This window comes from Pseudomonas sp. 2995-3, from assembly GCF_002742565.1.
Taxonomy (GTDB): domain Bacteria; phylum Pseudomonadota; class Gammaproteobacteria; order Pseudomonadales; family Pseudomonadaceae; genus Aquipseudomonas; species Aquipseudomonas edaphica.
The window spans coordinates 40,236-61,803 of the sequence record NZ_LJSB01000157.1; the positions used below are offsets into that span (position 1 = coordinate 40,236).

A 21,568-nucleotide genomic window follows, 5' to 3' on the forward strand; every position below is an offset into this window, starting at 1 on the left:
AACGACGGTCACCGAGGTTACCGCCGTTCAGGGTTATCAGGTAGAGACTCTGGTTCACTTAAAGCGGTCAGATGATGCCCTTCGGCAGGTTCTCGCTGTTATGGTTGTGGGAAGGTCATTGGCTTATAAGTAAATGCCCACCATGAAAACGGATTCCAATAGGGATTTTTCTTTACGGGTTTGAAGTTTATGGTTTTCGCCAATTCTTTGGCGACGTATTTTTCAGCTTCGTCTCTGGCCAATGCCCTATCGGCATCAGTCAGCGGGGAGTTCTGAGTTTGTTTTAGGGCTTTCAAATATTCTTTTTCTACTTTTTCAATCGCGGCATTTATTTCTTCCGGCACGAGGTTGCCTGTGAGCGTGCCACGATAGCCTTTGACAGGGCGCTGTATGAGCCTCTGAAACTCAGCCGCGAAGGAGGCATCTCCACCACTTGCAGAGTCACATGTCAGCAGCCGTATATTGTCAAACGTCTCCGGGTGAATACCTGCGTCTTTAAGTGTCTGAAGTAGCTCTTCCTGCGTATGGAGTTTTCCGGCATATGAAACTTTCGCGATACCAGTAGCAGGGTCGACGCTCCCATGGACGAGTATGTTGAGTCGTTCTGCACTGCCTTTTTTGTTGAAATCGGTAAATGTGTAGAGTTTTTTGTCAAGGATGTTTAGGTTATTGAGTTCTCCACTCAGAATTACGTTTTTTTCAGGCGTAGAAAAAAGAGCCTCGCCGGTCGGTAAGTCTTCAATGGACCTTAGAATCGAACGTTTACTGTTTTGCGCTTCGATTGTCGGGGGCACGCCTTCTGTCTCAATGGCCGGTGGCGTACTCGGTTCGCTTGGCGCGGCGTGGGTGGCGGGGTGTATATCGCTTTCGCTCGACACTTTTATGTTTCGCTCAAAATTAAAACTCTTGGTCTGCTCATTGTATTTCCAGCCGTAAACTTCGCTGCCCGCGGTAGTAGGTCCGATGGGGGCTTCACCCAACCCTGCATCCGTCCCAATTTGTGCAACTTCGTGCGCGAGTTGCAGGGCAGATATCACCGCGGCAGCAGTGCCGCCAACGCGATCGCTGGCTGTCATACCCGTGGCGGCGTCATGAATGCCAAACACGATATTGCCCGTATTGCCGACAACGGGGACGTAACCGAAGGTATTGCCCCACGCCTCTTTCGCGGCCTTCCACGATTGCTTCGAGGCACCAAACACCTGCGTCTGATCGTCCGATTTTGCATTGTTGGTGTTCATCTCCTGATAGGCGTGGGCAATACCGGAGTTAAGGCTTCCAAACTTTAAATAATAGTGTGAATTTCGCGACTGGGTATAATTAAAGGTCTCCTCCACCGGTACAACTTTTTCGCTGGTTTTACCGGCACGCCCCGGGTAGGTGGCACCTTTACCGATAATCAAATTTTCGAGTACATCGCCCGCCGGGGGCCAATGGGTATTTTGGCCGCCCTGCCTGTCCTTGGAGTTGAAACTCCGTAGCAACTCATTGCGGTTTTCTTTTGCCCAACTGGCAAATTCATTATCTCCGTCTATTTTACTGACCTTGCCGTTCTTCAAGTCAATCATCAGGCCTCTATTGGGCCGGTGATCATAATCGCCATGGTAGTTTTTGTAAGGGATAAACGCATACCCGGCCAGCGGATAGCCGTAGATATTTGGAATAACCACGTTGCCGTTTTTGTCTAGTGTTCGGTCGATGGCTTCTTGTGCCTCAGCCCCGAGCGCCTTATAACTTTCCTTGTCGTTGCGCAGACTGTGCAAGGTGCCCCGCACTACATAGGCATCGGCCAACCCTGAGCGCTTCGCCAGTGCGCCCGAATGATCCGCCATGGGCTTGATTATCTCGTTTTTCCAATGATGCTGAAGCTTGGCGCCCATCGACTCCAAGTCGTTAATTTTATTTCGGTCTTCTGGCCTGATTTGCATGCTTTGGGCATTAATCACGCCGCCTCCCGCGGGCCTATCGTGCTTAAGGGCTCCGGCTGCAATCTCCCATGCAAAGTAGGTGCGCTCGTCTTTGCTGGTCAGGTGAGAAGCACCATTAAGCTCCTTGGTGTAAGCGGTGAACGTCACCGTGATTGTTTCATGCGGGTCATACCCGGCTGCCAGCAAACCGCCACTGAAGTAACCTGCGGGTTCCATGTATTGACGGGCATCTTGGAATTTAATATTCCTTTCGCCTTCGCTACCGTGTTCCACAAGCTTTAACTTCCACCTTACGCGATCCGCATAGTCACCCATACGTGCCTCCCGTTCTTGCAGGGAGGCGTTCGCCGCGGGTGGAGTGACGCTCCATCCATAAATGACTCCCGGGATATTACCCGGTTTAAGATCGTCGAAGGGCGAGTGTCCATGAAACCCACCGCTATAAAACGGCTGGCCCCTCGGTAAACCTCTTGAATTTCTATCCGGAGGGGATAGATCGCGAGTGACGCGATTGCCCATGTGTGCTTGTTCTGGATAGTTTGAATCCAAGGGAGTAGTTGGTGTAGCGCAAGCGTGCAGCGAAGAGGGTGCCATTGTGTGCATGGTCGGCTCGATTTACTGAGTGGGTTGTGAACTTAACTGTCGATCCTCACTGGGCAGCAGGCGGCCGCAAGTTTACGCTGCGGTGCAATAGCAGGCATCGCACAGAGAACGTCGAATAAACACGTTGCTTGTTAAGTCAAGGCAGCAGTGATGATCACTCAGTGGGGGGCTGGACGCGTCGAGTTCCACTTTACACCCTGGTTGAGCACGTAAAGTTGATGCTTAAACTTATTCCGACTGTGCAGAAGAAAAGTTTTACATGAAGGTACTGTCAACTGTTGCATGGCAGTTTGAGTGGGAAAGCGTTCCACTTGAAATTTTACGGTCGTCGTTAATGAAATGTTGCTGTATAGCGTTCGAGCGCGGCGATGTGAGTTGTGATTTTGCGCTGTTGGTGTGGGGCTGTTGGGCGACATAAGCGCGGTCAAAAAAAAGCGCAGCCTGTCAGGCTGCGCCGTTTCTAATATCGCAAAGGGTTTAGTGCAAGACCTCAATCACCCCATCAGCGCTCATGTTGACCTGGCTGGTGCCGGCTTCTACTTCTGGCGTTGGCGCCGAATCCGCCATGGCCGCCTTCATCATCATCCCGCCATTGCGGGCGTAAGGCATCGGGTAACCATTGGTGTTGAAGTTCAGGTTGACGATCTTGTAGCCCTTGCCACCCAACGCGTCAGTTGCGAGCTGGGCACGGGCCTTGAACGCGGCGACCGCATCCTTGAGCAACGCATCTTCGCTGGCCTTGCGCGTGGTGTCGGCGATGGCGAAGTCCATGTTTTCCATTTTCAGGGTGTTCAACAGCTCGCCAGTGAGTTTGGACAGTGCCGGGAAGTCGGCGCTTTCCAGACGCAGTTCGGCGCGTTCGCGCCAACCGGTGATCTTCTGGTTCTTGCTGTCGTAGATCGGGTAGCTGTTGCGGCTGCCTTGGCGCAGGGTTACGGCTTTGACTTCACGTGCCTGGCCCAACGCCTTGTTCATGGTGTTGGTGATTTCGGCAGCAAGCTTGGCCGGGTCGGCATTTTGCGATTCGGTGTACAGCGTGACGATCATCTTGTCGCGGGCAACCTCCTGGCTGACCTCGGCGCGCAGGGAAATCTGGTTGTAGTTCAGCCCTTCGGCTGCCAAAGCGGGGAGGCTGGCAAGGGTGGCCACGCCCAGGGTGATAACAGCTGCACTGCGAGTGAAACGAGACATGGAAGCTCCTTAAGGTGTTCGTATCGGGTATGACTGTAGACGGTGGTATCGGGTTCTTCGGGTTTACACATTCGCTACAAGTTGTGATGGCGCCGACGAACGGTCGTTTGGCCGGCCTGCGTCAAAGAGCCACACGCGCCGTGCCAGCGGGTCTGCTTCGTTTATACTCGTGCCGATCCGCCTGCAGCGCTCACCGGGAGAGCTCATGCTCGCCGCCGTAAAACTGACTTCCGCCACACGCCAGAACCTCTGGCGCCTGACGTTCATCCGCACCCTGGTACTGGCCGCACAGGCCGGCTCCGTCGGGCTTGCCTATTGGTTCGACCTGCTGCCGCTGCCGTGGCTGCAACTGGGTGTGACCCTGGCGTTTTCCACTGTGCTGTGCGCGTTCACGGCCATCCGCCTGCGTACCACGTGGCCTGTAACCGAGTTGGAATACGCACTCCAGTTGGCCTGCGATCTGTTTATCCACAGTGTGTTGCTTTATTTCTCTGGTGGTTCCACCAACCCGTTTGTTTCTTACTACCTGGTGCCACTGACCATCGCCGCCGTGACCTTGCCATGGCGCTATTCGGTAGTGCTGTCGGGTATTGCGCTGACGCTCTATACCTTGCTGCTGGCGCAGTTCTATCCGTTGCAAACCTTTCCCATCGCCCGCGAAAACCTGCAGATCTACGGGATGTGGCTGAGCTTCGCGCTGTCTGCTGCAGTGATCACGTTCTTCGCTGCACGCATGGCCGAAGAACTGCGCCGTCAGGAAGAACTGCGCGCCATTCGCCGCGAAGAAGGCCTGCGTGACCAGCAATTGCTGGCCGTCGCCACCCAGGCCGCGGGTGCCGCCCACGAGTTGGGCACACCACTGGCGACCATGAGCGTGCTGCTTAACGAAATGACCCAGGACCATCACGACCCGGTGTTGCAAGAAGATCTCGGCGTGCTGCGCGAACAGGTCAAACAATGCAAGCAGACCTTGCAGCAACTGGTGCGCGCCGCCGAAGCCAATCGCCGCCTGGCGGTGGAGATGCAGGACGTGACCCAGTGGCTCGACGAAGCCCTGAATCGCTGGCACCTGATGCGCCCCGAAGCCAGTTACCGTTTTCATCTATTAGGGCAGGGCAGTGTGCCGCGCATGGCGCCGCCGCCGGACCTGACCCAGGCCTTGCTCAACCTGCTGAACAACGCCGCCGACGCTTGCCCCGAAGGCTTGGGCGTGCAGCTGGACTGGGACGCCGAAAACGTCACCATCAGCATTCGTGACCACGGCGCGGGCGTGCCGCTGGCCATTGCCGAACAAATCGGCAAACCCTTCTTTACCACCAAGGGCAAAGGCTTCGGCCTCGGCCTGTTTTTGAGCAAGGCCAGCGTGACCCGCGCGGGCGGCTCAGTGAAGCTCTATAGTCATGAGGAAGGTGGCACGCTCACCGAGCTGCGCCTGCCCCGTGTCGCACGAGGAGATATCGATGAGTGACGAGATCCAAGTCGAAGGCGAAGAACTGCCGCACCTGTTGCTGGTAGATGACGACGCCACCTTTACCCGCGTGATGGCGCGCGCCATGAGCCGTCGTGGCTTTCGCGTGAGCACCGCAGGTTCGGCTGAAGAAGGCCTGACCATCGCCCAGGCCGACCTGCCGGACTACGCCGCGCTCGACCTGAAAATGGATGGCGACTCCGGCCTGGTGCTGCTGCCCAAGCTGCTGGAGCTCGACCCGGAAATGCGCGTGGTGATCCTCACCGGTTACTCCAGCATCGCCACCGCCGTCGAGGCCATCAAGCGCGGCGCCTGCAACTACCTGTGCAAGCCGGCGGATGCCGACGACGTGCTGGCTGCGTTGCTCTCAGAGCACGCCGACCTCGATACCCTGGTGCCGGAAAACCCGATGTCGGTGGACCGCCTGCAGTGGGAACACATCCAGCGCGTGCTCACCGAACACGAAGGCAATATCTCCGCCACTGCCCGTGCCCTGGGCATGCACCGTCGCACCCTGCAACGCAAGCTGCAGAAGCGTCCTGTACGGCGCTGAACAAAGTCTGAACAATCTGCTTCAGGCTGCACAGCGCGCTGAACCGATCGTCTATGATCGGTTCAAACGCCTGTCACATTTTCTTACAGAGCCTGAACGATGAATCAGAACGCTGAGTATTCCGCGGTCAACGACGCGGTGCGTGGGCAATTCTTGCGCCGAACCTGGGCGATGATCACACCGTATTGGCGTAGTGAAGAGAAGGGCAAGGCCTGGTTGTTGCTGGCTGTGGTGATTGGTCTGACGCTGTTCAGCGTGGCGATTTCCGTGTGGCTTAACCACTGGTACAAGGATTTCTACAACGCCCTGGAAAAAAAGGACACTGCGGCCTTCTGGCAACAGATCATCTATTTCTGCGGTATCGCTGCAGTGGCTATTCTCGGCGCGGTCTACCGCCTCTATCTGACCCAGATGTTGACCATTCGCTGGCGCGCGTGGCTCACCGAAAAGCACTTTGCACGCTGGCTTAACAACAAGAACTACTACCAGTTGGAGCAGGGCGGCTACACCGATAACCCGGACCAGCGGATTTCCGAAGACCTCAATAGCTTTACCTTGAACACATTAGCTCTGGGTTTGGGCCTGCTGCGCAATGTGGTCAGTCTGGTGTCGTTCTCGATTATCTTGTGGGGCGTGTCGGGCAGCATCGAAGTCTTCGGTATCACCATCCCCGGCTACATGTTCTGGTGCGCATTGCTGTATGCCGCCGTCGGCAGTTGGCTGACGCACCTGATCGGCCGTCGTTTGATCGGCCTTAGCAACCAGCAGCAACGGTTCGAAGCAGACTTGCGTTTCTCCATGGTGCGCGTGCGGGAAAATGCCGAAAGCATTGCTTTGTACAATGGCGAGTCAAACGAGAATCAACGTTTGAGTGCGCGGTTCGGCAAGGTCTGGCACAACTATTGGGACATCATGAAGGTGTCCAAGCGCCTGACATTCTTCACCGCAGGCTATGAGCAGATCGCGGTTGTCTTTGCATTTATCGTGGCGGCACCGCGCTATTTCGCCGGCAAGATCGAACTGGGCGAGCTGATGCAAATCAACTCGGCGTTCGGCAATGTGCAGGGCAACTTCAGCTGGTTTATCACCGCTTACTCCGACCTCGCCAGCTGGCGTGCCAGCAGTGACCGTCTGCTGAGTTTCCATGAGGCCATGAGCCACAACGAACAACGTGCTCCGGCCATCGATGTGCGCCCGCAAGGCGAGCAACTGGTGGTCAAAGACCTGGGCATGGACCTGGCCGACGGCCGCCACCTGCTCACCGACGCCGACATGACGGTAGAGCCTGGCCAGCGTGTGATGCTCAGTGGGCGTTCCGGTAGCGGTAAAAGTACGTTGCTGCGCGCCATGGGCAACTTGTGGCCGGCGGGCCACGGCAGCATTTGCCTGCCGGCGGCGCGTTATCTGTTCCTGCCGCAAAAGCCTTACTTGCCGATTGGCAGCCTGAAGGCCGTGTTGAGTTATCCACAAGACGACAGCACCTACCCGGCCGAACGTTATGCACAGGTCCTGGAAACTTGCCGCTTGCCGCATCTGGTCAGCCGTCTGGATGAGGCCAACCATTGGCAACGCATGCTCTCGCCCGGTGAGCAGCAACGTCTGGCCTTTGCGCGTGCCTTATTGTTCGCGCCGCAGTGGCTGTACATGGACGAAGCCACCTCGGCGATGGATGAAGAGGATGAAGCGAACCTGTATCAAGCGCTGATCGATGAACTGCCGGGCCTGAGCATCGTCAGTGTCGGCCATCGCAGCAGCCTCAAGCGTTTTCATGGGCGGCATGTGCGGATTGAAGGCGGGCTGTTGCAGGAGCAACAACCGGCTTAAGGTCTTACGCGGTCAATGTGGGAGTCGGGCTTGCCCGCGATGGCGGTGTGTCAGGCAATGGAAGCTTTGCTGATACACCGCTATCGCAGGCAAGCCAGCTCCCACAGTTGACCGGTGTCGCCTGCTTGATTGAGGCCCACAAAAAAGCCCGGCTGATCATCGATCAGCCGGGCTTTTTAGTGTTTGAAAAAACTTACTTCTTCAAACCGTAATGCTCATCCAGCATGCCTGGGGCGTTCGGCGTTTTTGGCGCGTAGTCCCGTGGCGGCTCCTGGTTTTCCCGCGGTGGCGTCAGGCGCTCCCGTGGGGCTTGCGGTGCATCGGAATGCAACGCGGCCAGCAGGCGCTGGCGGGTGATGTCGTCGAGGGCGAGGCGGTTGGCGCCATCGGCGAGATGATCCTGTACTTCCTGGTAGCTCTGGGTGAGCTTCTTGACCAGGGTCGCGGTGCTGTTGAAGTGGGTAACAACCTCGTTCTGATAACTGTCAAAACGTTCCTGAATGTCATCCAGCTGACGCTGCGTGCGGTTAGGCGCGGCATTCGGCAGCAGGCGGGCAACCAGGAATCCAATGGCGACACCGGCAACCAGGGCAAGAGTCGGCAACAACCAAACTAAGAGCGAGTGTTCCACGAGTCCTTCCTCTATAAACGGCTTTGCTTTACGTTAACGGCTCAAACCTGCGCTGTATACCGCGATTAAGCTCGCAATGATGCCATGCACAGACTTTTAGCTAGACGAGTCGACCCTTTGAGAGGTCACGGAGTTCATTCCTTGCTCATGCGTGAAACCCCCGTTTTGATCGCTGGCCCGGTGGGCCAATTGGAAGCCTTGTACCTGGATCACCCCGAGCCACGTGGCCTGGCGCTGATCTGCCACCCTAACCCGGTGCAAGGCGGGACCATGCTCAATAAAGTCGTTTCGACCCTGCAACGCACTGCCCGCGATGCTGGTTTGATTACTTTACGTTTCAATTACCGTGGCGTCGGCGCGAGTGCCGGAACTCACGACATGGCTACCGGTGAAGTAGACGATGCCGAAGCGGCGGCCACCTGGCTGCGGGAAAAGCACCCCGACCTGCCGATCACCCTGCTCGGGTTTTCGTTCGGCGGTTATGTTGCAGCCAGTCTCGGCGGCCGCCTGGAAGCCAAGGGCGAAAAACTCGCGCACCTGTTCATGGTCGCCGCTGCCGTGATGCGCCTGCGCGATAGCGACGTGCTGCCCCAAGGCTGCCCGTTAACCCTGATCCAGCCGGAAACCGACGAAGTGGTCGACCCACAGACCGTGTACGACTGGTCCGCCGCCCTGAAACGCCCCCATGAGCTGCTGAAAGTGGCAGAATGCGGACACTTTTTTCATGGCAAGCTCACCGACCTCAAGGATCTGGTGCTGCCGCGCCTCTCGAATTGATAGCAGTCTGATAAGCGATTACCCATGACGACTCGTACCCGTATTCTCACCGGCATCACTACCACCGGCACGCCGCACCTGGGCAACTACGCCGGTGCGATCCGCCCTGCGATCCTCGCCAGCCAGGACGCGAATGCCGATTCCTTTTACTTCTTGGCCGACTACCACGCCCTGATCAAGTGCGATGACCCGCAGCGCATCCAGCGCTCGCGCATGGAAATCGCCGCGACCTGGCTCGCCGGTGGCCTGGATGTGAACCGGGTGACCTTCTATCGCCAGTCCGACATCCCGGAAATCCCTGAACTGACCTGGCTGCTGACCTGTGTTGCCGCCAAGGGCCTGCTCAACCGCGCCCATGCCTACAAGGCCTCGGTGGACAAGAACGTTGAAGCCGGCGAAGACCCGGACGCGGGCATCAGCATGGGCCTGTACAGCTACCCGGTGCTGATGGCGGCGGACATCCTGATGTTCAACGCGCACAAGGTGCCGGTCGGCCGTGACCAGATCCAGCACGTGGAAATGGCCCGCGACATCGGACAGCGCTTCAACCACCTGTTCGGCAACGGTAAAGAATTCTTCACCATGCCTGAGGCGTTGATCGAAGAAAGCGTCGCCACTTTGCCGGGCCTCGATGGCCGCAAGATGTCCAAGAGCTACGACAACACCATCCCGTTGTTCACCAGCGCCAAGGACATGAAAGACGCGATCTCGCGGATCGTCACCGACTCGCGTGCGCCCGGCGAAGCCAAGGACCCGGACAATTCGCATCTGTTCACCTTGTTCCAGGCGTTTGCCAGCAAGGCTCAGGAACAAGAGTTCCGCGCCGATCTGCTGCAAGGCCTGGGCTGGGGCGAGGCGAAGAGCCGCCTGTTCCAACTGCTCGACAGCCAACTGAGCGAGCCGCGTGAGCGTTACCATCAGTTGATGTCGCGCCCCTCGGACATGGAAGACCTGCTGCTGATCGGCGCCAAGAAAGCCCGCGCCGTGGCCGCGCCGTTCCTTGCCGAGCTGCGTGAAGCCGTGGGCCTGCGCTCGTTCGTCAACCAGGCCGCCGCGCCGGTGGTGGCCAAGAAGAAAGCCGCGAAGGCTGCGCGCTTCGTGAGCTTCCGTGAAGACGACGGCAGCTTCCGCTTCCGCCTGCTGTCGGCCGATGGCGAGCAATTGCTGTTGTCGCGCAACTTTGCCGACGGCAAAGCGGCGGGCGCAGTGACCAAGCAACTGCAAAGCGGCGACGCGCTGGACGTACGCACTGAGGCCACAGGCTTCAGCGTATGGCTGGACGGTGCTGCCGTGGCCGACAGCGCTGAATTTGCCGACGAAACGTCGCGTGATGCTGCCATCGCCGCCTTGCGCGTTGCGTTGACCCCCATCGAGGATTAACCCGACCAAGGGTTGATTGCCATTATCCAGGGCCGTCGTTACAGTGACGGCCCGTTTTTGTTGCCTTGCTAACGAAATTATGACGCCCCTAGAACGATATCAAGCTGATCTGAAACGCCCTGAATTCTTCCATGACGCGGCCCAGGAAAATGCGGTGCGTCATTTGCAGCGCCTGTACGACGACCTGGTCGCGGCCTCGCACAACAAGCCAGGGATGTTCAGCAAGCTGTTTGGCAAGAAAGACCACACGCCGGTCAAAGGCCTGTATTTCTGGGGTGGCGTGGGCCGCGGCAAGACTTATCTGGTCGACACCTTCTTCGAAGCGCTGCCGTTCAAGGAAAAGGTCCGTACGCACTTCCACCGCTTCATGAAGCGTGTGCACGAAGAGATGAAGACCCTGCCGGGCGAGAAAAACCCGCTGACCATCATCGCCAAGCGCTTCTCCGAAGAGGCAAGGGTGATCTGCTTCGATGAGTTCTTCGTCTCCGACATTACCGATGCCATGATCCTCGGCACCTTGATGGAAGAGCTGTTCAAGAACGGCGTGACCCTGGTCGCCACCTCGAACATCGTTCCCGACGGCTTGTACAAGGACGGCCTGCAACGCGCACGTTTCCTGCCGGCCATCGCGCTGATCAAGCAGAACACCGAAATCGTCAACGTCGACAGCGGCGTCGACTACCGTTTGCGTCACCTTGAGCAGGCCGAGCTGTTCCACTTCCCGCTGAACGAAGTGGCGCATGAAAGCCTGAAAAAGAGCTTCCGCGCGCTGACGCCGGAATGCACCCAGGCGGTGGAAAACGACAAGCTGATGATCGAGAACCGCGAAATCATCGCCCTGCGTACCTGCGATGACGTGGCCTGGTTCGAGTTTCGCCAGCTCTGCGACGGCCCGCGTAGCCAGAACGACTACATCGAGCTGGGCAAGATCTTCCACGCGGTGATCTTGAGCGGTGTGGAGCAAATGAGCGTTACTACCGATGACATCGCGCGGCGGTTCATCAACATGGTCGATGAGTTCTACGACCGTAACGTGAAGCTGATCATCTCGGCGGAAGTCGAGCTCAAGGACCTCTACACGGGCGGTCGCTTGAACTTCGAATTCCAGCGCACCCTGAGCCGCTTGCTCGAAATGCAGTCCCACGAGTTCCTGTCGCGTGGGCACAAGCCGTAAGCGATGTGCATGAAATGACCAAGGCCTGCAGTGATGCAGGCTTTTTTTATGGATGTTCTCCAGAACAGTGGAGATCACCTGTGGGAGCCGGGCTTGCCCGCGATGGCGGTGGGTCAGGAACAAATGTACTCACTGATACACCGCTATCGCAGGCAAGCCAGCTCCCACATGGGTTTGTGGTTACCTTGGCTTACGCGGCCTGCAGTGATGCAGGCCTTTTTTATGGGTGTTCTCCATAACAATGGAGATCACCTGTGGGAGCCGGGCTTGCCCGCGATGGCGGTGGGTCAGGAACAAATGTACTCACTGATCCACCGCCATCGCAGGCAAGCCAGCTCCCACATGGGTTTGTGTTTACTTTGGGTCAGGCGGCTTGCTGGAACTGCTGGCGATACTGGTTCGGCGACAGCTCGGTGTGCTGCCTGAACAGCCGCGCGAAGAAGCTCGCATCGTCGTAACCCACCTCGTAGCTGATGGTCTTGATGCTCTTGCGGCTGCCTGAAAGCAGGCCTTTGGCCGTCTCGATGCGCAGCCTTTGCAGGTAATGCAGCGGCTTGTCACCCGTGGCCGTCTGGAAGCGGCGCATGAAGTTGCGGATGCTCATGCCGTGTTCCCGGGCGACGTCTTCGAAGCGGAACTTGTCGGCAAAGTGCTCTTCCAGCCAGTGCTGGATCTGCAGGATGATCACGTCCTGGTGCAGCTTCTGCCCACCAAAACCGATGCGCCCTGGCGCGTAGTTACGCTGCACTTCGTAAAGGATGTCGCGGGCCACGGCCTGGGCGATGTTGGCGCCGCAGAAGCGTTCGATCAGGTAGATGTAAAGGTCGCACGCTGAGGTAGTGCCGCCGGCGCAGTACAGGTTGTCGGCGTCGGTGAGGTGCTTGTCCTGGTTGAGCTGTACCTTGGGGAAACGCTCGCTGAAGGCGTTGAAGAAGCGCCAGTAAGTGGTCGCCTCCTTGCCATCGAGCAGCCCTGCTTCGGCCAGCCAGAACACCCCGGTGGCTTCGCCGCACAGCACCGCGCCACGTGCATGTTGCTCGCGCAACCAGGGCAGCACTTGCGGGTAGCGGGTGCACAGCGCTTCGAAGTCATCCCAGAAGGCCGGCAACACAATGATGTCGGCGTTTTCCAGGCCGCCGTCCACCGGCATGATCACATCGCTGAAGCTGCGTACCGACTGCCCGTCGGGGCTGACCAGGCGCGTCTCGAATGCCGGGGTAAGGCCCAGGCCTTGCTGCTTGCCGTAACGCAGGCTGGCGAGGTGGAAGAAATCCTTGGCTTGCATGAGGGTGGAAGCGAATACCCGATCAATGGCCAAAATGCTGACGCGCCGCAACGGCGTGGAGATTTGGTTAGACATAATTTCATTTATTCTTATAGGGGAAAGTGGTCACCAGACGGCTGGATCGTCTTATTTTTTGTCGCATGTGTCCAGTGTCCTGTGACGCCTTCGCGGCATAGGCTCTGTGGTCTGGTCTTTGTCCGACAATCCACACAGGTGACCCATGATCCCCAGAACCTTGTTCAGCTCGGAGCACGAACTCTTCCGCGAGAGCGTGCGTACCTTCCTCGAAAAACACGCTGCGCCGTTCCATGGAGAGTGGGAAAAGCAGGGTTACATCGACCGTAACCTGTGGAGCAAGGCGGGGGAAGCGGGGATGCTGTGCTCCCATCTGCCGGAAGAATATGGCGGGCTGGGCGCGGACTTTTTGTACAGCGCGGTGGTGATCGAAGAGATCAGCCGCCTGGGCCTTACCGGCATTGGCTTTTCCCTGCATTCGGACATCGTCGCGCCGTACATCCTGCATTACGGCAGTGAGGCACTGAAGCAAAAGTACCTGCCCAAATTGATCTCCGGCGAGATGGTCACGGCCATTGCGATGACCGAACCGGGCGCCGGCTCTGACTTGCAGGGCGTCAAGACCACCGCCGTGTTGGACGGCGACGAGTATGTGATCAACGGCTCCAAAACCTTCATCACCAACGGCTACCTCGCCGAGCTGGTCATTGTCGTGGCCAAGACCGACCCCAAGGCCGGCGCGAAGGGCACCAGCCTGTTTCTGGTAGAAGCCGATACGCCGGGCTTCGACAAGGGCAAGCGCCTGGAGAAGGTCGGCATGAAGGCCCAGGACACCTCGGAACTGTTCTTTCAGGACGTGCGCGTGCCCAAGGGTAACCTGCTGGGCCAGGCAGGCATGGGCTTCGCCTACCTGATGCAGGAGCTGCCTCAGGAGCGCCTGACGGTAGCGATTGGCGCGCTGTCATCCGCCGAAGCCGCGCTGGCGTGGACCCTGGACTACACCCGCGAGCGTAAGGCGTTCGGCAAGGCGATTGCCGACTTTCAGAACACTCGATTCAAACTGGCGGAGATGGCCACCGAGATTCAGATCGGCCGCGTGTTTGTCGACAAATGCATGGCGCTGCACCTGGAAGGCAAGCTTGATGTGCCCACCGCCGCGATGGCCAAGTACTGGGCCACGGACCTGCAGTGCAAGGTACTCGACGAGTGCGTGCAATTGCACGGTGGCTACGGCTTTATGTGGGAATACCCGATTGCGCGGGCTTGGGCGGATGCGCGGGTGCAGCGCATTTATGCGGGGACCAATGAGATCATGAAGGAGATTATTGCGCGGGCGCTTTGACGCCCATCGGATCGTTCCCACGCTCTGCGTGGGAATGCATCCGGTGACGCTCTGCGTCATACCTTCAAGCGCGGACGCGGAGCGTCCAGGGCGGCATTCCCACGCAGAGCGTGGGAACGATCATTTCGGCTCAATCAAGGCGCTGGGTTCGGATGATCCTTCTGAATCGCCTCAATCCCTTCCAGCACTTCCTTGGACAGCTTCAAATCAGCACTGGCAATGTTGCTGTCCAGCTGCTCCAGGCTCGTGGCCCCAATAATATTACTGGTCACAAACGGCTGTTGCGTCACAAATGCCAGCGCCATCTGCGCCGGGTCCAGGCCATGTTCCCGCGCCAGGGCCACATAACGGCTGCACGCGGCTTCCGACTGCGGGTTGAAGTAGCGGCTGAAACGGCTGTACTCGGTGAGGCGCGCCTTGGCCGGGCGAGCGCCATTTTCGTATTTGCCGCTGAGCATGCCGAATGCCAGCGGCGAATAGGCCAGCAAGCCGCATTGCTCGCGAATAGCCACTTCCGCCAAACCCACTTCAAAGCTGCGGTTGAGCAGGTTGTAGGGGTTCTGGATCGACACGGCGCGGGTCCAGCCACGGGCTTCGGCCAGGGCCAGGAACTTCATGGTGCCCCACGGGGTTTCGTTGGACAGGCCGATGTGGCGGATCTTGCCGGCTTTTACCTGCTCGTCCAGCGCCTCGAGGGTTTCTTCCAGCGGGGTCAGGTCGTCTTCGTCCTTGTGCTTGTAGCTCAATTGGCCAAAGAAGTTGGTGCTGCGCTCCGGCCAGTGCAACTGGTAGAGGTCGACCCAGTCGGTTTGCAGGCGCTTGAGGCTGGCATCCAGGGCGTCGACGATGTGCTTGCGGTTGTGGCGCAGGTGGCCGTCGCGGATGTAGTCGATGGTATTGCCGGGGCCGGCGATCTTGCTGGCGAGGATCCAGTCGGCACGGTCGCCGCGGCTCTTGAAGTAATTACCGATATAACGCTCGGTGGTGGCATAGGTGTCGGCCTTGGGCGGCACCGGGTACATTTCTGCGGTGTCGAGGAAGTTGATCCCTGCGGCCTTGGCCCGTTCGATCTGTGCGAAGGCCTCTGCCTCGCTGTTCTGCTCACCCCAAGTCATGGTGCCCAAGGCGATCGCGCTTACGTTCAGATCGGTGCGGCCCAGCTGTCGATAATCCATCGGGTACTCCTTCGGGGAAAACAATCATAAAAGCAGGTTGAATTTTTTTTCGCAATCTGCATAATTGCCCACCTCTTTCTGCAGTGGAAGTGATGCGCCGCCTGCCGAAGAATCTTGCCGTTGAACGGACGCGCCGACCCGAGCCCCCGATAGCGTCTGTATCCGGCTGCCTTTGACTTGTCAAAGTACGCACTATTCAGTAAGATCCGCCGTCTAATTTACAGGGCGGCCCCTGAGGCTATTAAAGAATGACAACTTTTACTGCAAAACCGGAAACAGTTCAGCGCGACTGGTTTGTCGTCGACGCCGCTGGTCAGACCCTGGGTCGTCTGGCCACTGAAGTCGCCAGCCGTCTGCGTGGCAAGCACAAGCCTGAGTACACCCCTCACGTTGACACCGGTGACTACATTGTCATCATCAACGCCGAGCAGGTACGTGTTACCGGCAACAAAGCGCAAGACAAAATGTACTACCGTCACTCCGGTTTCCCAGGCGGTATCAAGTCTTCGAACTTCGAAGGCCTGATCTCCAAGAAGCCTGAAGCCCCGATCGAAATCGCGGTCAAAGGTATGCTGCCTAAGGGCCCACTGGGTCGCGATATGTTTCGCAAGCTGAAAGTCTATGCGGGCGCTGTACACCCTCATGCTGCTCAGCAGCCCCAAGAACTGAAGTTTTAACGGAATAGTTCATTATGTCGGCGACTCAAAATTACGGCACTGGCCGTCGCAAAACCGCTACCGCTCGCGTTTTCCTGCGTCCGGGTACTGGTAACATCTCGATCAACAACCGCACTCTGGAAAACTTCTTCGGTCGCGAAACTGCCCGCATGGTAGTTCGTCAGCCGCTGGAACTGACCGAGACTGTTGAAAAGTTCGACATCTACGTCACCGTTATCGGTGGCGGTGTAAGTGGTCAAGCTGGCGCAATCCGCCACGGTATCACTCGCGCTCTGATGCAGTACGACGAAACCCTGCGTGGCGCTCTGCGCAAAGCTGGCTTCGTAACTCGCGATGCTCGTGAAGTTGAACGTAAGAAAGTCGGTCTGCGTAAAGCGCGTAAGCGTCCGCAGTACTCGAAGCGTTAATTCGCTTTACGTTCCACAAAAACGCCCAACTCCTCACGGAGCTGGGCGTTTTTTATTGCCTGCGATTTATGCATAAATTTCGCCGTGACAACTTGCCACATCCGTAGACGCCCTATACTACAAGGCCTGGAGGCTGAGCCCAGGGCAATTCCCTTGTCATACGTGGGGCTTTTCATTACCATCCGACAAAATTTTTATAAGTAAAGATTCAACACTTAGTAGACGCCTGATTTAACAGGCCAAAAAGCTGATGGGAGAGGACTGAATGAGCAATGACGGCGTGAATGCAGGCCGGCGTCGCTTCTTGGTAGCAGCCACATCCGTGGTGGGTGCTGCAGGAGCGGTGGGGGCTGCGGTCCCGTTCGTGGGGTCATGGTTTCCCAGTGCCAAGGCGAAAGCCGCAGGTGCACCGGTGAAGGTGAATGTCAGCAAGATCGACCCAGGCCAGCAGATGATTGCTGAGTGGCGCGGTCAGCCGGTTTTCATTGTTCGTCGTACTGAGGAGATCCTGGGGAATCTGAAGAAAATCGAAGGTCAGCTGTCTGACCCGACATCCGAAAAGTCCGACCAGCCCACCTACGTCGATAAGGAAATTCGTTCGATCAAGCCAGAGATCCTGCTGCTGATCGGTATCTGCACCCACTTGGGTTGCTCGCCTACCTTCCGCCCGGAAGTTGCTCCTGCCGACCTTGGCAAGGATTGGGTCGGTGGCTACTTCTGCCCTTGCCACGGCTCCCATTACGACCTCGCCGGTCGCGTCTACAAGTCACAACCCGCACCACTGAACCTGCCAGTGCCGCCACATCACTACGAGACTGACAGTGTCATTGTCATTGGCGTCGACGAGGGGGAGAAAGCCTGATGAGCAAGTTCATGGATTGGGTGGATGCGCGCTTCCCCGCCACTAAAATGTGGGAAGACCATCTCAGCAAATATTACGCGCCAAAAAACTTCAACTTCTTCTACTTCTTCGGCTCGCTGGCCTTGCTGGTGCTGGTCAACCAGATCGTCACCGGTGTGTGGCTGACGATGAGCTACACGCCGTCGGCGGAAGAGGCGTTCGCCTCCGTCGAGTACATCATGCGTGACGTCGAGTACGGCTCGATCCTGCGTCTGCTGCACTCCACCGGCGCGTCAGCGTTCTTCATCGTCGTGTATATGCACATGTTCCGCGGCCTGCTCTACGGCTCGTACCAGAAGCCACGCGAACTGGTGTGGGTCTTCGGCATGCTGATCTACCTGGCGCTGATGGCCGAGGCCTTCATGGGTTACCTGCTGCCGTGGGGCCAGATGTCGTACTGGGGCGCCCAGGTGATCATCTCGCTGTTTGGTGCGATCCCGGTGATCGGCAACGACCTGACCCAGTGGATTCGCGGTGACTACCTGATCTCCGGCATCACCTTGAACCGCTTCTTTGCGTTGCATGTCGTTGCATTGCCTATCGTGATTCTGGGCCTGGTGGTGCTGCACATCCTGGCGCTGCACGAAGTGGGTTCGAACAACCCCGATGGTGTGGACATCAAGAAGCACAAAGACGAAAACGGCATCCCGCTGGATGGCATTCCGTTCCATCCGTATTACACCGTCAAAGACATTGTCGGTGTGGTGGTCTTCCTGTTCATCTTCTGCTCGATCGTGTTCTTTTTCCCGGAGATGGGTGGTTATTTCTTGGAGAAGCCTAACTTCGAACAGGCCAACGCCTTCAAGACGCCTGAGCACATTGCACCGGTCTGGTACTTCACGCCGTTCTACGCGATCTTGCGGGCGATCCCCGACAAGCTCATGGGCGTAATGGCCATGGGCGCGTCGATTGCGCTGCTGTTCGTACTGCCATGGCTCGACCGCAGCCCGGTCAAGTCGATGCGCTACAAAGGCTGGCTGAGCAAGATCTGGCTGTGGGTGTTCTGCATTGCATTCGTGATCCTGGGCGTGTTGGGCGTATTGGCGCCGACCCCTGAGCGCACGCTGCTGTCGCAGGTCTGCACCTTCCTGTACTTCGCCTACTTCATTCTGATGCCGTTCTACACCCGGCTCGAGAAGACCAAACCGGTTCCGGAAAGGGTGACTGGCTGATGAAAAAGTTATTCGTTGCTTTGATCCTTGCGGCGCTGCCGCTACTGTCCTTCGCTGCCGAGCACGGCGCGGAGCTGGAAAAAGTCGATATCGACGTGTCCGACAAGGCCGCCATGCAAGATGGCCTGCGTACGTTCACCAACTACTGCATGGGCTGCCACAGCGCCAAGTTCCAGCGTTACGAGCGTGTCGCCGATGACCTTGGCATTCCCCATGACGTGATGCTCAGCCACGCCGTGTTCACCGGCGCCAAGATCGGCGACCACATGAACATCGGCATGCAGCCTGCGGATGCCAAGGCCTGGTTCGGCGCTGCGCCGCCCGACCTGACCCTGGTGGCGCGCGTGCGCGGCACCGATTGGCTCTATGGCTACCTCAAATCCTTCTACGAAGACCCGGCGCGCCCTTACGGCGTGAACAACAAAGTCTTCCCGAACGTCGGTATGCCTAACGTTCTGGTCGGCCTGCAGGGTCGCCAAGTGGTAGGATGCAAGCAGGTTCAGGTCGTTGAAGACGGCAAGAAGCAATATGATCCGTTGACCGGCACGCCTTTGACACACGAAGCGTGCGATCAACTGACCATCGTGCCCAAGACCGGTACGCTGAACGAAGAGCAGTTCGACGAGAAGGTCAAGAATCTGGTGACCTTCCTGGCCTACTCGGCCAACCCGGTCAAATTGCAGCATCAGCGCATCGGTACGTATGTGTTGCTGTACCTGGCCTTCTTCTTCGTATTCGCTTATCTGCTTAAACGCGAATACTGGAAGGATGTGCATTGATCCAACCGTAAGCAATTGCTGTTAATCTTGCGCGCCCAGCGGCATCTCTGAATACGTAGCGGTCTGGTTGAACCAGGCACTACAGGGATGCTCTCTGGGCGCGCTCGTTTTTGAGCTTTCCATAATTTCAACAAGCGAGGAGGACCGCCATGGGCGTGACCAATCGGTTGGCCTGTTACTCCGACCCCGCCGACCACTATTCCCACCGAGTACGCATCGTGCTCGCAGAGAAGGGTGTCAGCGCCGAGATCATCAGTGTGGAGGCAGGTCGTCATCCGCCGAAACTGATCGAAGTGAACCCTTACGGCAGCTTGCCCACCCTGGTCGATCGTGACCTGGCGTTGTGGGAGTCAACCGTGGTGATGGAATACCTGGATGAGCGTTACCCGCATCCGCCTTTGCTGCCGGTGTATCCGGTGGCGCGTGCCAACAGCCGCCTGCTGATCCATCGGATCCAGCGTGACTGGTGCGGGCTGGTGGATGTGATCCTGGATACGCGCAGTAAAGAAGCCGTTCGTGTGCAAGCGCGCAAGGAATTGCGCGAGAGCCTGACCGGCGTTTCGCCGCTGTTCGCCGACAAGCCTTTTTTCCTCAGTGAGGAACAAAGCTTGGTGGATTGCTGCCTATTACCCATACTCTGGCGCTTGCCGATCCTGGGCATTGAACTGCCACGGCCGGCCAAGCCGTTGCTTGATTACATGGAGCGCCAGTTTGCGCGTGAGGCTTTCCAGGCGAGTCTGTCTGGTGTCGAACGCGACATGCGCTAAGGCTTAAGGAGCCGCTGATGAACTCCAGTCGACCCTATTTGGTCCGCGCGCTCTATGAGTGGATTGTGGACAACGATTGCACCCCGCACATGCTGGTCAACTCTGAATTTCCCAAGGTTGACGTGCCGCAGGGTTTTGCCAGTGACGGGCAGATCGTGCTGAACGTATCACCGAGTGCAGTGCGTCACTTGCACATGGACAATGAAGCCGTCAGCTTCGAAGGGCGTTTTGGCGGCGTGCCGCATACGCTGTTCGTGCCGATTGGTGCCATCCTCGGGATCTATGCCCGGGAAAATGGCCAGGGCATGGTGTTTGATCTGGAATCGCCTTTCGAGGACGACGAAACGATCGAAGGCGAGGACGGTGATGATGTACCGCCACCAGACTCCGAGCCGCCGCGTCCAAGCGGTCGGCCAAGCCTGAAAGTGGTGAAGTAAGCGGCGTTCACCCTTGGGTGAAGTCTAAAAATGCCTCGGCCTGTGCCGGGGCATTTTTTTGCGCAAAGGATATGGATGAAAGTCGTGACAGAACGGTGATCGTACAACCGCCATGGGCTATGATGCGGACTCAAGTTCGCCGAGAAAGATCATTCGTCATGGAAAACGCCAACATCGCCCCTCGTCTTCCCCGCAAGCGCCGCAGCCTTGCCCAGGAATTGGTCACGGTGTTGTCCGAGCAGATCCGCGACGGCCAGCTCAAGCGTGGCGACAAGTTGCCCACCGAGTCGGCCATCATGGAAGCCCATGGGGTCAGCCGCACGGTGGTGCGTGAGGCTATCTCACGTTTGCAGGCGGCGGGGCAGGTGGAAACCCGCCACGGTATCGGCACCTTTGTGTTGGACACGCCAAGCCCGAGCGGTTTCCGGATCGACCCGGCCACGGTGGTGACACTGCGGGATGTGCTGGCGATTCTTGAGTTGCGTATCAGCCTGGAAGTGGAATCGGCTGGCCTTGCCGCGTTGCGCCGCAGTGACGAACAGCTGGCAGCCATGCGCGCGGCCCTTGATGCGTTGAATGAAAGCGCGGCCCACGCAGGGGATGCGGTGGCGTCAGACTTTGCGTTCCATCTGGAAATTGCGCTGTCCACCGGCAACCGCTACTTCACCGACATCATGACCCACCTGGGCACCAGCATCATTCCGCGTACCCGGCTGAATTCGGCGCGCCTGGCCCATGATGACCAGCAGCACTACATGGGCCGCCTGGGCCGCGAACACGAAGAGATTTATGAGGCGATTGCCCGCCAGGATTCGGATGCGGCCCGCGCGGCCATGCGCCTGCATTTGACCAACAGCCGTGAGCGGCTGCGCCATGCCCATGAAGAGGCGCAAGCACAGCGCGGTTAACCGCCAAACCCGTTCTAGTGTGGGAGCTGGCTTGCCTGCGATGGCTGAGTGTCAGGCAACTGATACTGTGTGCACGCACCGCTATCGCAGGCAAGCCAGCTCCCACATTTTGATCTCCTTGGCCTGGAGTTGATCGTTCCCACGCTCTGCGTAGGAATGCCGCCCTGGACGCTC

20 protein-coding genes are annotated in these 21,568 nt (G+C 58.0%); 15 read left to right on the top strand and 5 right to left on the bottom strand.

Annotated elements, in window-relative coordinates; all coding sequences use genetic code 11:
* Positions 1 to 98: 98 nt before the first annotated feature.
* Positions 99 to 2,243, bottom strand: a complete 2,145-nt coding sequence (locus AOA62_RS07765; RefSeq protein ID WP_099548359.1) for a hypothetical protein — start codon at positions 2,241 to 2,243, stop codon at positions 99 to 101.
* A 765-nt stretch (positions 2,244 to 3,008) separates the two neighbouring features.
* Complete coding sequence (locus AOA62_RS07770; RefSeq protein ID WP_017138278.1) at positions 3,009 to 3,722, bottom strand: SIMPL domain-containing protein; 714 nt, start codon at positions 3,720 to 3,722, stop codon at positions 3,009 to 3,011.
* A 205-nt stretch (positions 3,723 to 3,927) separates the two neighbouring features.
* Here AOA62_RS07770 and AOA62_RS07775 point away from each other — a divergent pair, with 205 nt between their 5' ends.
* The 3 genes from AOA62_RS07775 to AOA62_RS07785 all read left to right on the top strand — a co-directional run bounded on the left by AOA62_RS07775 (position 3,928) and on the right by AOA62_RS07785 (position 7,567).
* Positions 3,928 to 5,190, top strand: coding sequence for an ATP-binding protein (locus tag AOA62_RS07775; RefSeq protein WP_017138277.1), 1,263 nt, complete (start codon positions 3,928 to 3,930; stop codon positions 5,188 to 5,190).
* Positions 5,183 to 5,743 carry a response regulator transcription factor gene (locus tag AOA62_RS07780; protein ID WP_003171731.1) on the top strand — a complete coding sequence of 187 codons (561 nt, stop codon included), beginning with the start codon at positions 5,183 to 5,185 and terminating at the stop codon, positions 5,741 to 5,743. The genes AOA62_RS07775 and AOA62_RS07780 overlap by 8 nt, the downstream gene beginning before the upstream one ends.
* Before the next feature lie 99 nt (positions 5,744 to 5,842).
* The gene (locus AOA62_RS07785) at positions 5,843 to 7,567 is read left to right on the top strand and encodes an ABC transporter ATP-binding protein/permease (RefSeq protein WP_099548362.1); all 1,725 of its coding nucleotides are present in this window, start codon (positions 5,843 to 5,845) and stop codon (positions 7,565 to 7,567) included.
* A 193-nt stretch (positions 7,568 to 7,760) separates the two neighbouring features.
* Here the strand turns inward: AOA62_RS07785 and AOA62_RS07795 are convergent, their stop codons facing one another.
* Entirely contained in the window at positions 7,761 to 8,198 is a 438-nt protein-coding gene (locus AOA62_RS07795) for a YhcB family protein (RefSeq protein WP_017138275.1), read from the bottom strand.
* Positions 8,199 to 8,345: 147 nt separating this feature from the next.
* On the opposite strand from AOA62_RS07795, the gene AOA62_RS07800 reads away from it, so the two are divergent.
* The 3 genes from AOA62_RS07800 (at position 8,346) to zapE (ending at position 11,529) form a co-directional block, all read left to right on the top strand.
* Positions 8,346 to 8,975 (top strand): alpha/beta hydrolase, encoded by a 630-nt coding sequence (locus AOA62_RS07800; protein ID WP_099548364.1) that lies wholly within the window; start codon positions 8,346 to 8,348, stop codon positions 8,973 to 8,975.
* 24 nt (positions 8,976 to 8,999) lie between these two features.
* The gene (locus tag AOA62_RS07805; RefSeq protein WP_099548366.1) at positions 9,000 to 10,355 is read left to right on the top strand and encodes a tryptophan--tRNA ligase; all 1,356 of its coding nucleotides are present in this window, start codon (positions 9,000 to 9,002) and stop codon (positions 10,353 to 10,355) included.
* Between the two features lie 79 nt (positions 10,356 to 10,434).
* Entirely contained in the window at positions 10,435 to 11,529 is a 1,095-nt protein-coding gene (zapE, locus tag AOA62_RS07810) for a cell division protein ZapE (protein WP_099548367.1), read from the top strand.
* A 364-nt stretch (positions 11,530 to 11,893) separates the two neighbouring features.
* Here zapE and AOA62_RS07815 read toward each other — a convergent pair whose 3' ends face one another.
* A complete protein-coding gene (locus tag AOA62_RS07815) occupies positions 11,894 to 12,814 on the bottom strand; it encodes a GlxA family transcriptional regulator (protein ID WP_170875816.1) in 921 nt (306 codons plus the stop codon).
* A gap of 220 nt (positions 12,815 to 13,034) precedes the next feature.
* Between AOA62_RS07815 and AOA62_RS07820 the strand changes: the two genes are divergently transcribed.
* Positions 13,035 to 14,171, top strand: a complete 1,137-nt coding sequence (locus AOA62_RS07820; protein WP_099548369.1) for an acyl-CoA dehydrogenase family protein — start codon at positions 13,035 to 13,037, stop codon at positions 14,169 to 14,171.
* Between the two features lie 134 nt (positions 14,172 to 14,305).
* Here the strand turns inward: AOA62_RS07820 and AOA62_RS07825 are convergent, their stop codons facing one another.
* Positions 14,306 to 15,346 carry an NADP(H)-dependent aldo-keto reductase gene (locus AOA62_RS07825; RefSeq protein WP_099548370.1) on the bottom strand — a complete coding sequence of 347 codons (1,041 nt, stop codon included), beginning with the start codon at positions 15,344 to 15,346 and terminating at the stop codon, positions 14,306 to 14,308.
* A 248-nt stretch (positions 15,347 to 15,594) separates the two neighbouring features.
* Between AOA62_RS07825 and rplM the strand changes: the two genes are divergently transcribed.
* The 8 genes from rplM (at position 15,595) to AOA62_RS07865 (ending at position 21,394) form a co-directional block, all read left to right on the top strand.
* Complete coding sequence (gene rplM, locus AOA62_RS07830) at positions 15,595 to 16,023, top strand: 50S ribosomal protein L13 (protein ID WP_003171742.1); 429 nt, start codon at positions 15,595 to 15,597, stop codon at positions 16,021 to 16,023.
* Positions 16,024 to 16,037: 14 nt separating this feature from the next.
* Positions 16,038 to 16,430 (top strand): 30S ribosomal protein S9, encoded by a 393-nt coding sequence (gene rpsI / locus AOA62_RS07835; protein ID WP_003216038.1) that lies wholly within the window; start codon positions 16,038 to 16,040, stop codon positions 16,428 to 16,430.
* 265 nt (positions 16,431 to 16,695) lie between these two features.
* Entirely contained in the window at positions 16,696 to 17,292 is a 597-nt protein-coding gene (petA, locus tag AOA62_RS07840) for a ubiquinol-cytochrome c reductase iron-sulfur subunit (RefSeq protein WP_099548371.1), read from the top strand.
* Positions 17,292 to 18,503, top strand: coding sequence for a cytochrome bc complex cytochrome b subunit (locus tag AOA62_RS07845; protein ID WP_017138268.1), 1,212 nt, complete (start codon positions 17,292 to 17,294; stop codon positions 18,501 to 18,503). The genes petA and AOA62_RS07845 overlap by 1 nt, the downstream gene beginning before the upstream one ends.
* Positions 18,503 to 19,282, top strand: coding sequence for a cytochrome c1 (locus AOA62_RS07850; protein WP_017138267.1), 780 nt, complete (start codon positions 18,503 to 18,505; stop codon positions 19,280 to 19,282). The genes AOA62_RS07845 and AOA62_RS07850 overlap by 1 nt, the downstream gene beginning before the upstream one ends.
* A 149-nt stretch (positions 19,283 to 19,431) precedes the next feature.
* Complete coding sequence (locus AOA62_RS07855) at positions 19,432 to 20,049, top strand: glutathione S-transferase N-terminal domain-containing protein (RefSeq protein ID WP_017138266.1); 618 nt, start codon at positions 19,432 to 19,434, stop codon at positions 20,047 to 20,049.
* A 17-nt stretch (positions 20,050 to 20,066) separates the two neighbouring features.
* Positions 20,067 to 20,486: a ClpXP protease specificity-enhancing factor gene (locus AOA62_RS07860; RefSeq protein ID WP_017138265.1), complete on the top strand. Its 420-nt coding sequence runs from the start codon at positions 20,067 to 20,069 to the stop codon at positions 20,484 to 20,486.
* A 158-nt stretch (positions 20,487 to 20,644) separates the two neighbouring features.
* The gene (locus AOA62_RS07865; protein ID WP_099548373.1) at positions 20,645 to 21,394 is read left to right on the top strand and encodes a FadR/GntR family transcriptional regulator; all 750 of its coding nucleotides are present in this window, start codon (positions 20,645 to 20,647) and stop codon (positions 21,392 to 21,394) included.
* The last annotated feature ends 174 nt before the right edge of the window (positions 21,395 to 21,568 follow it).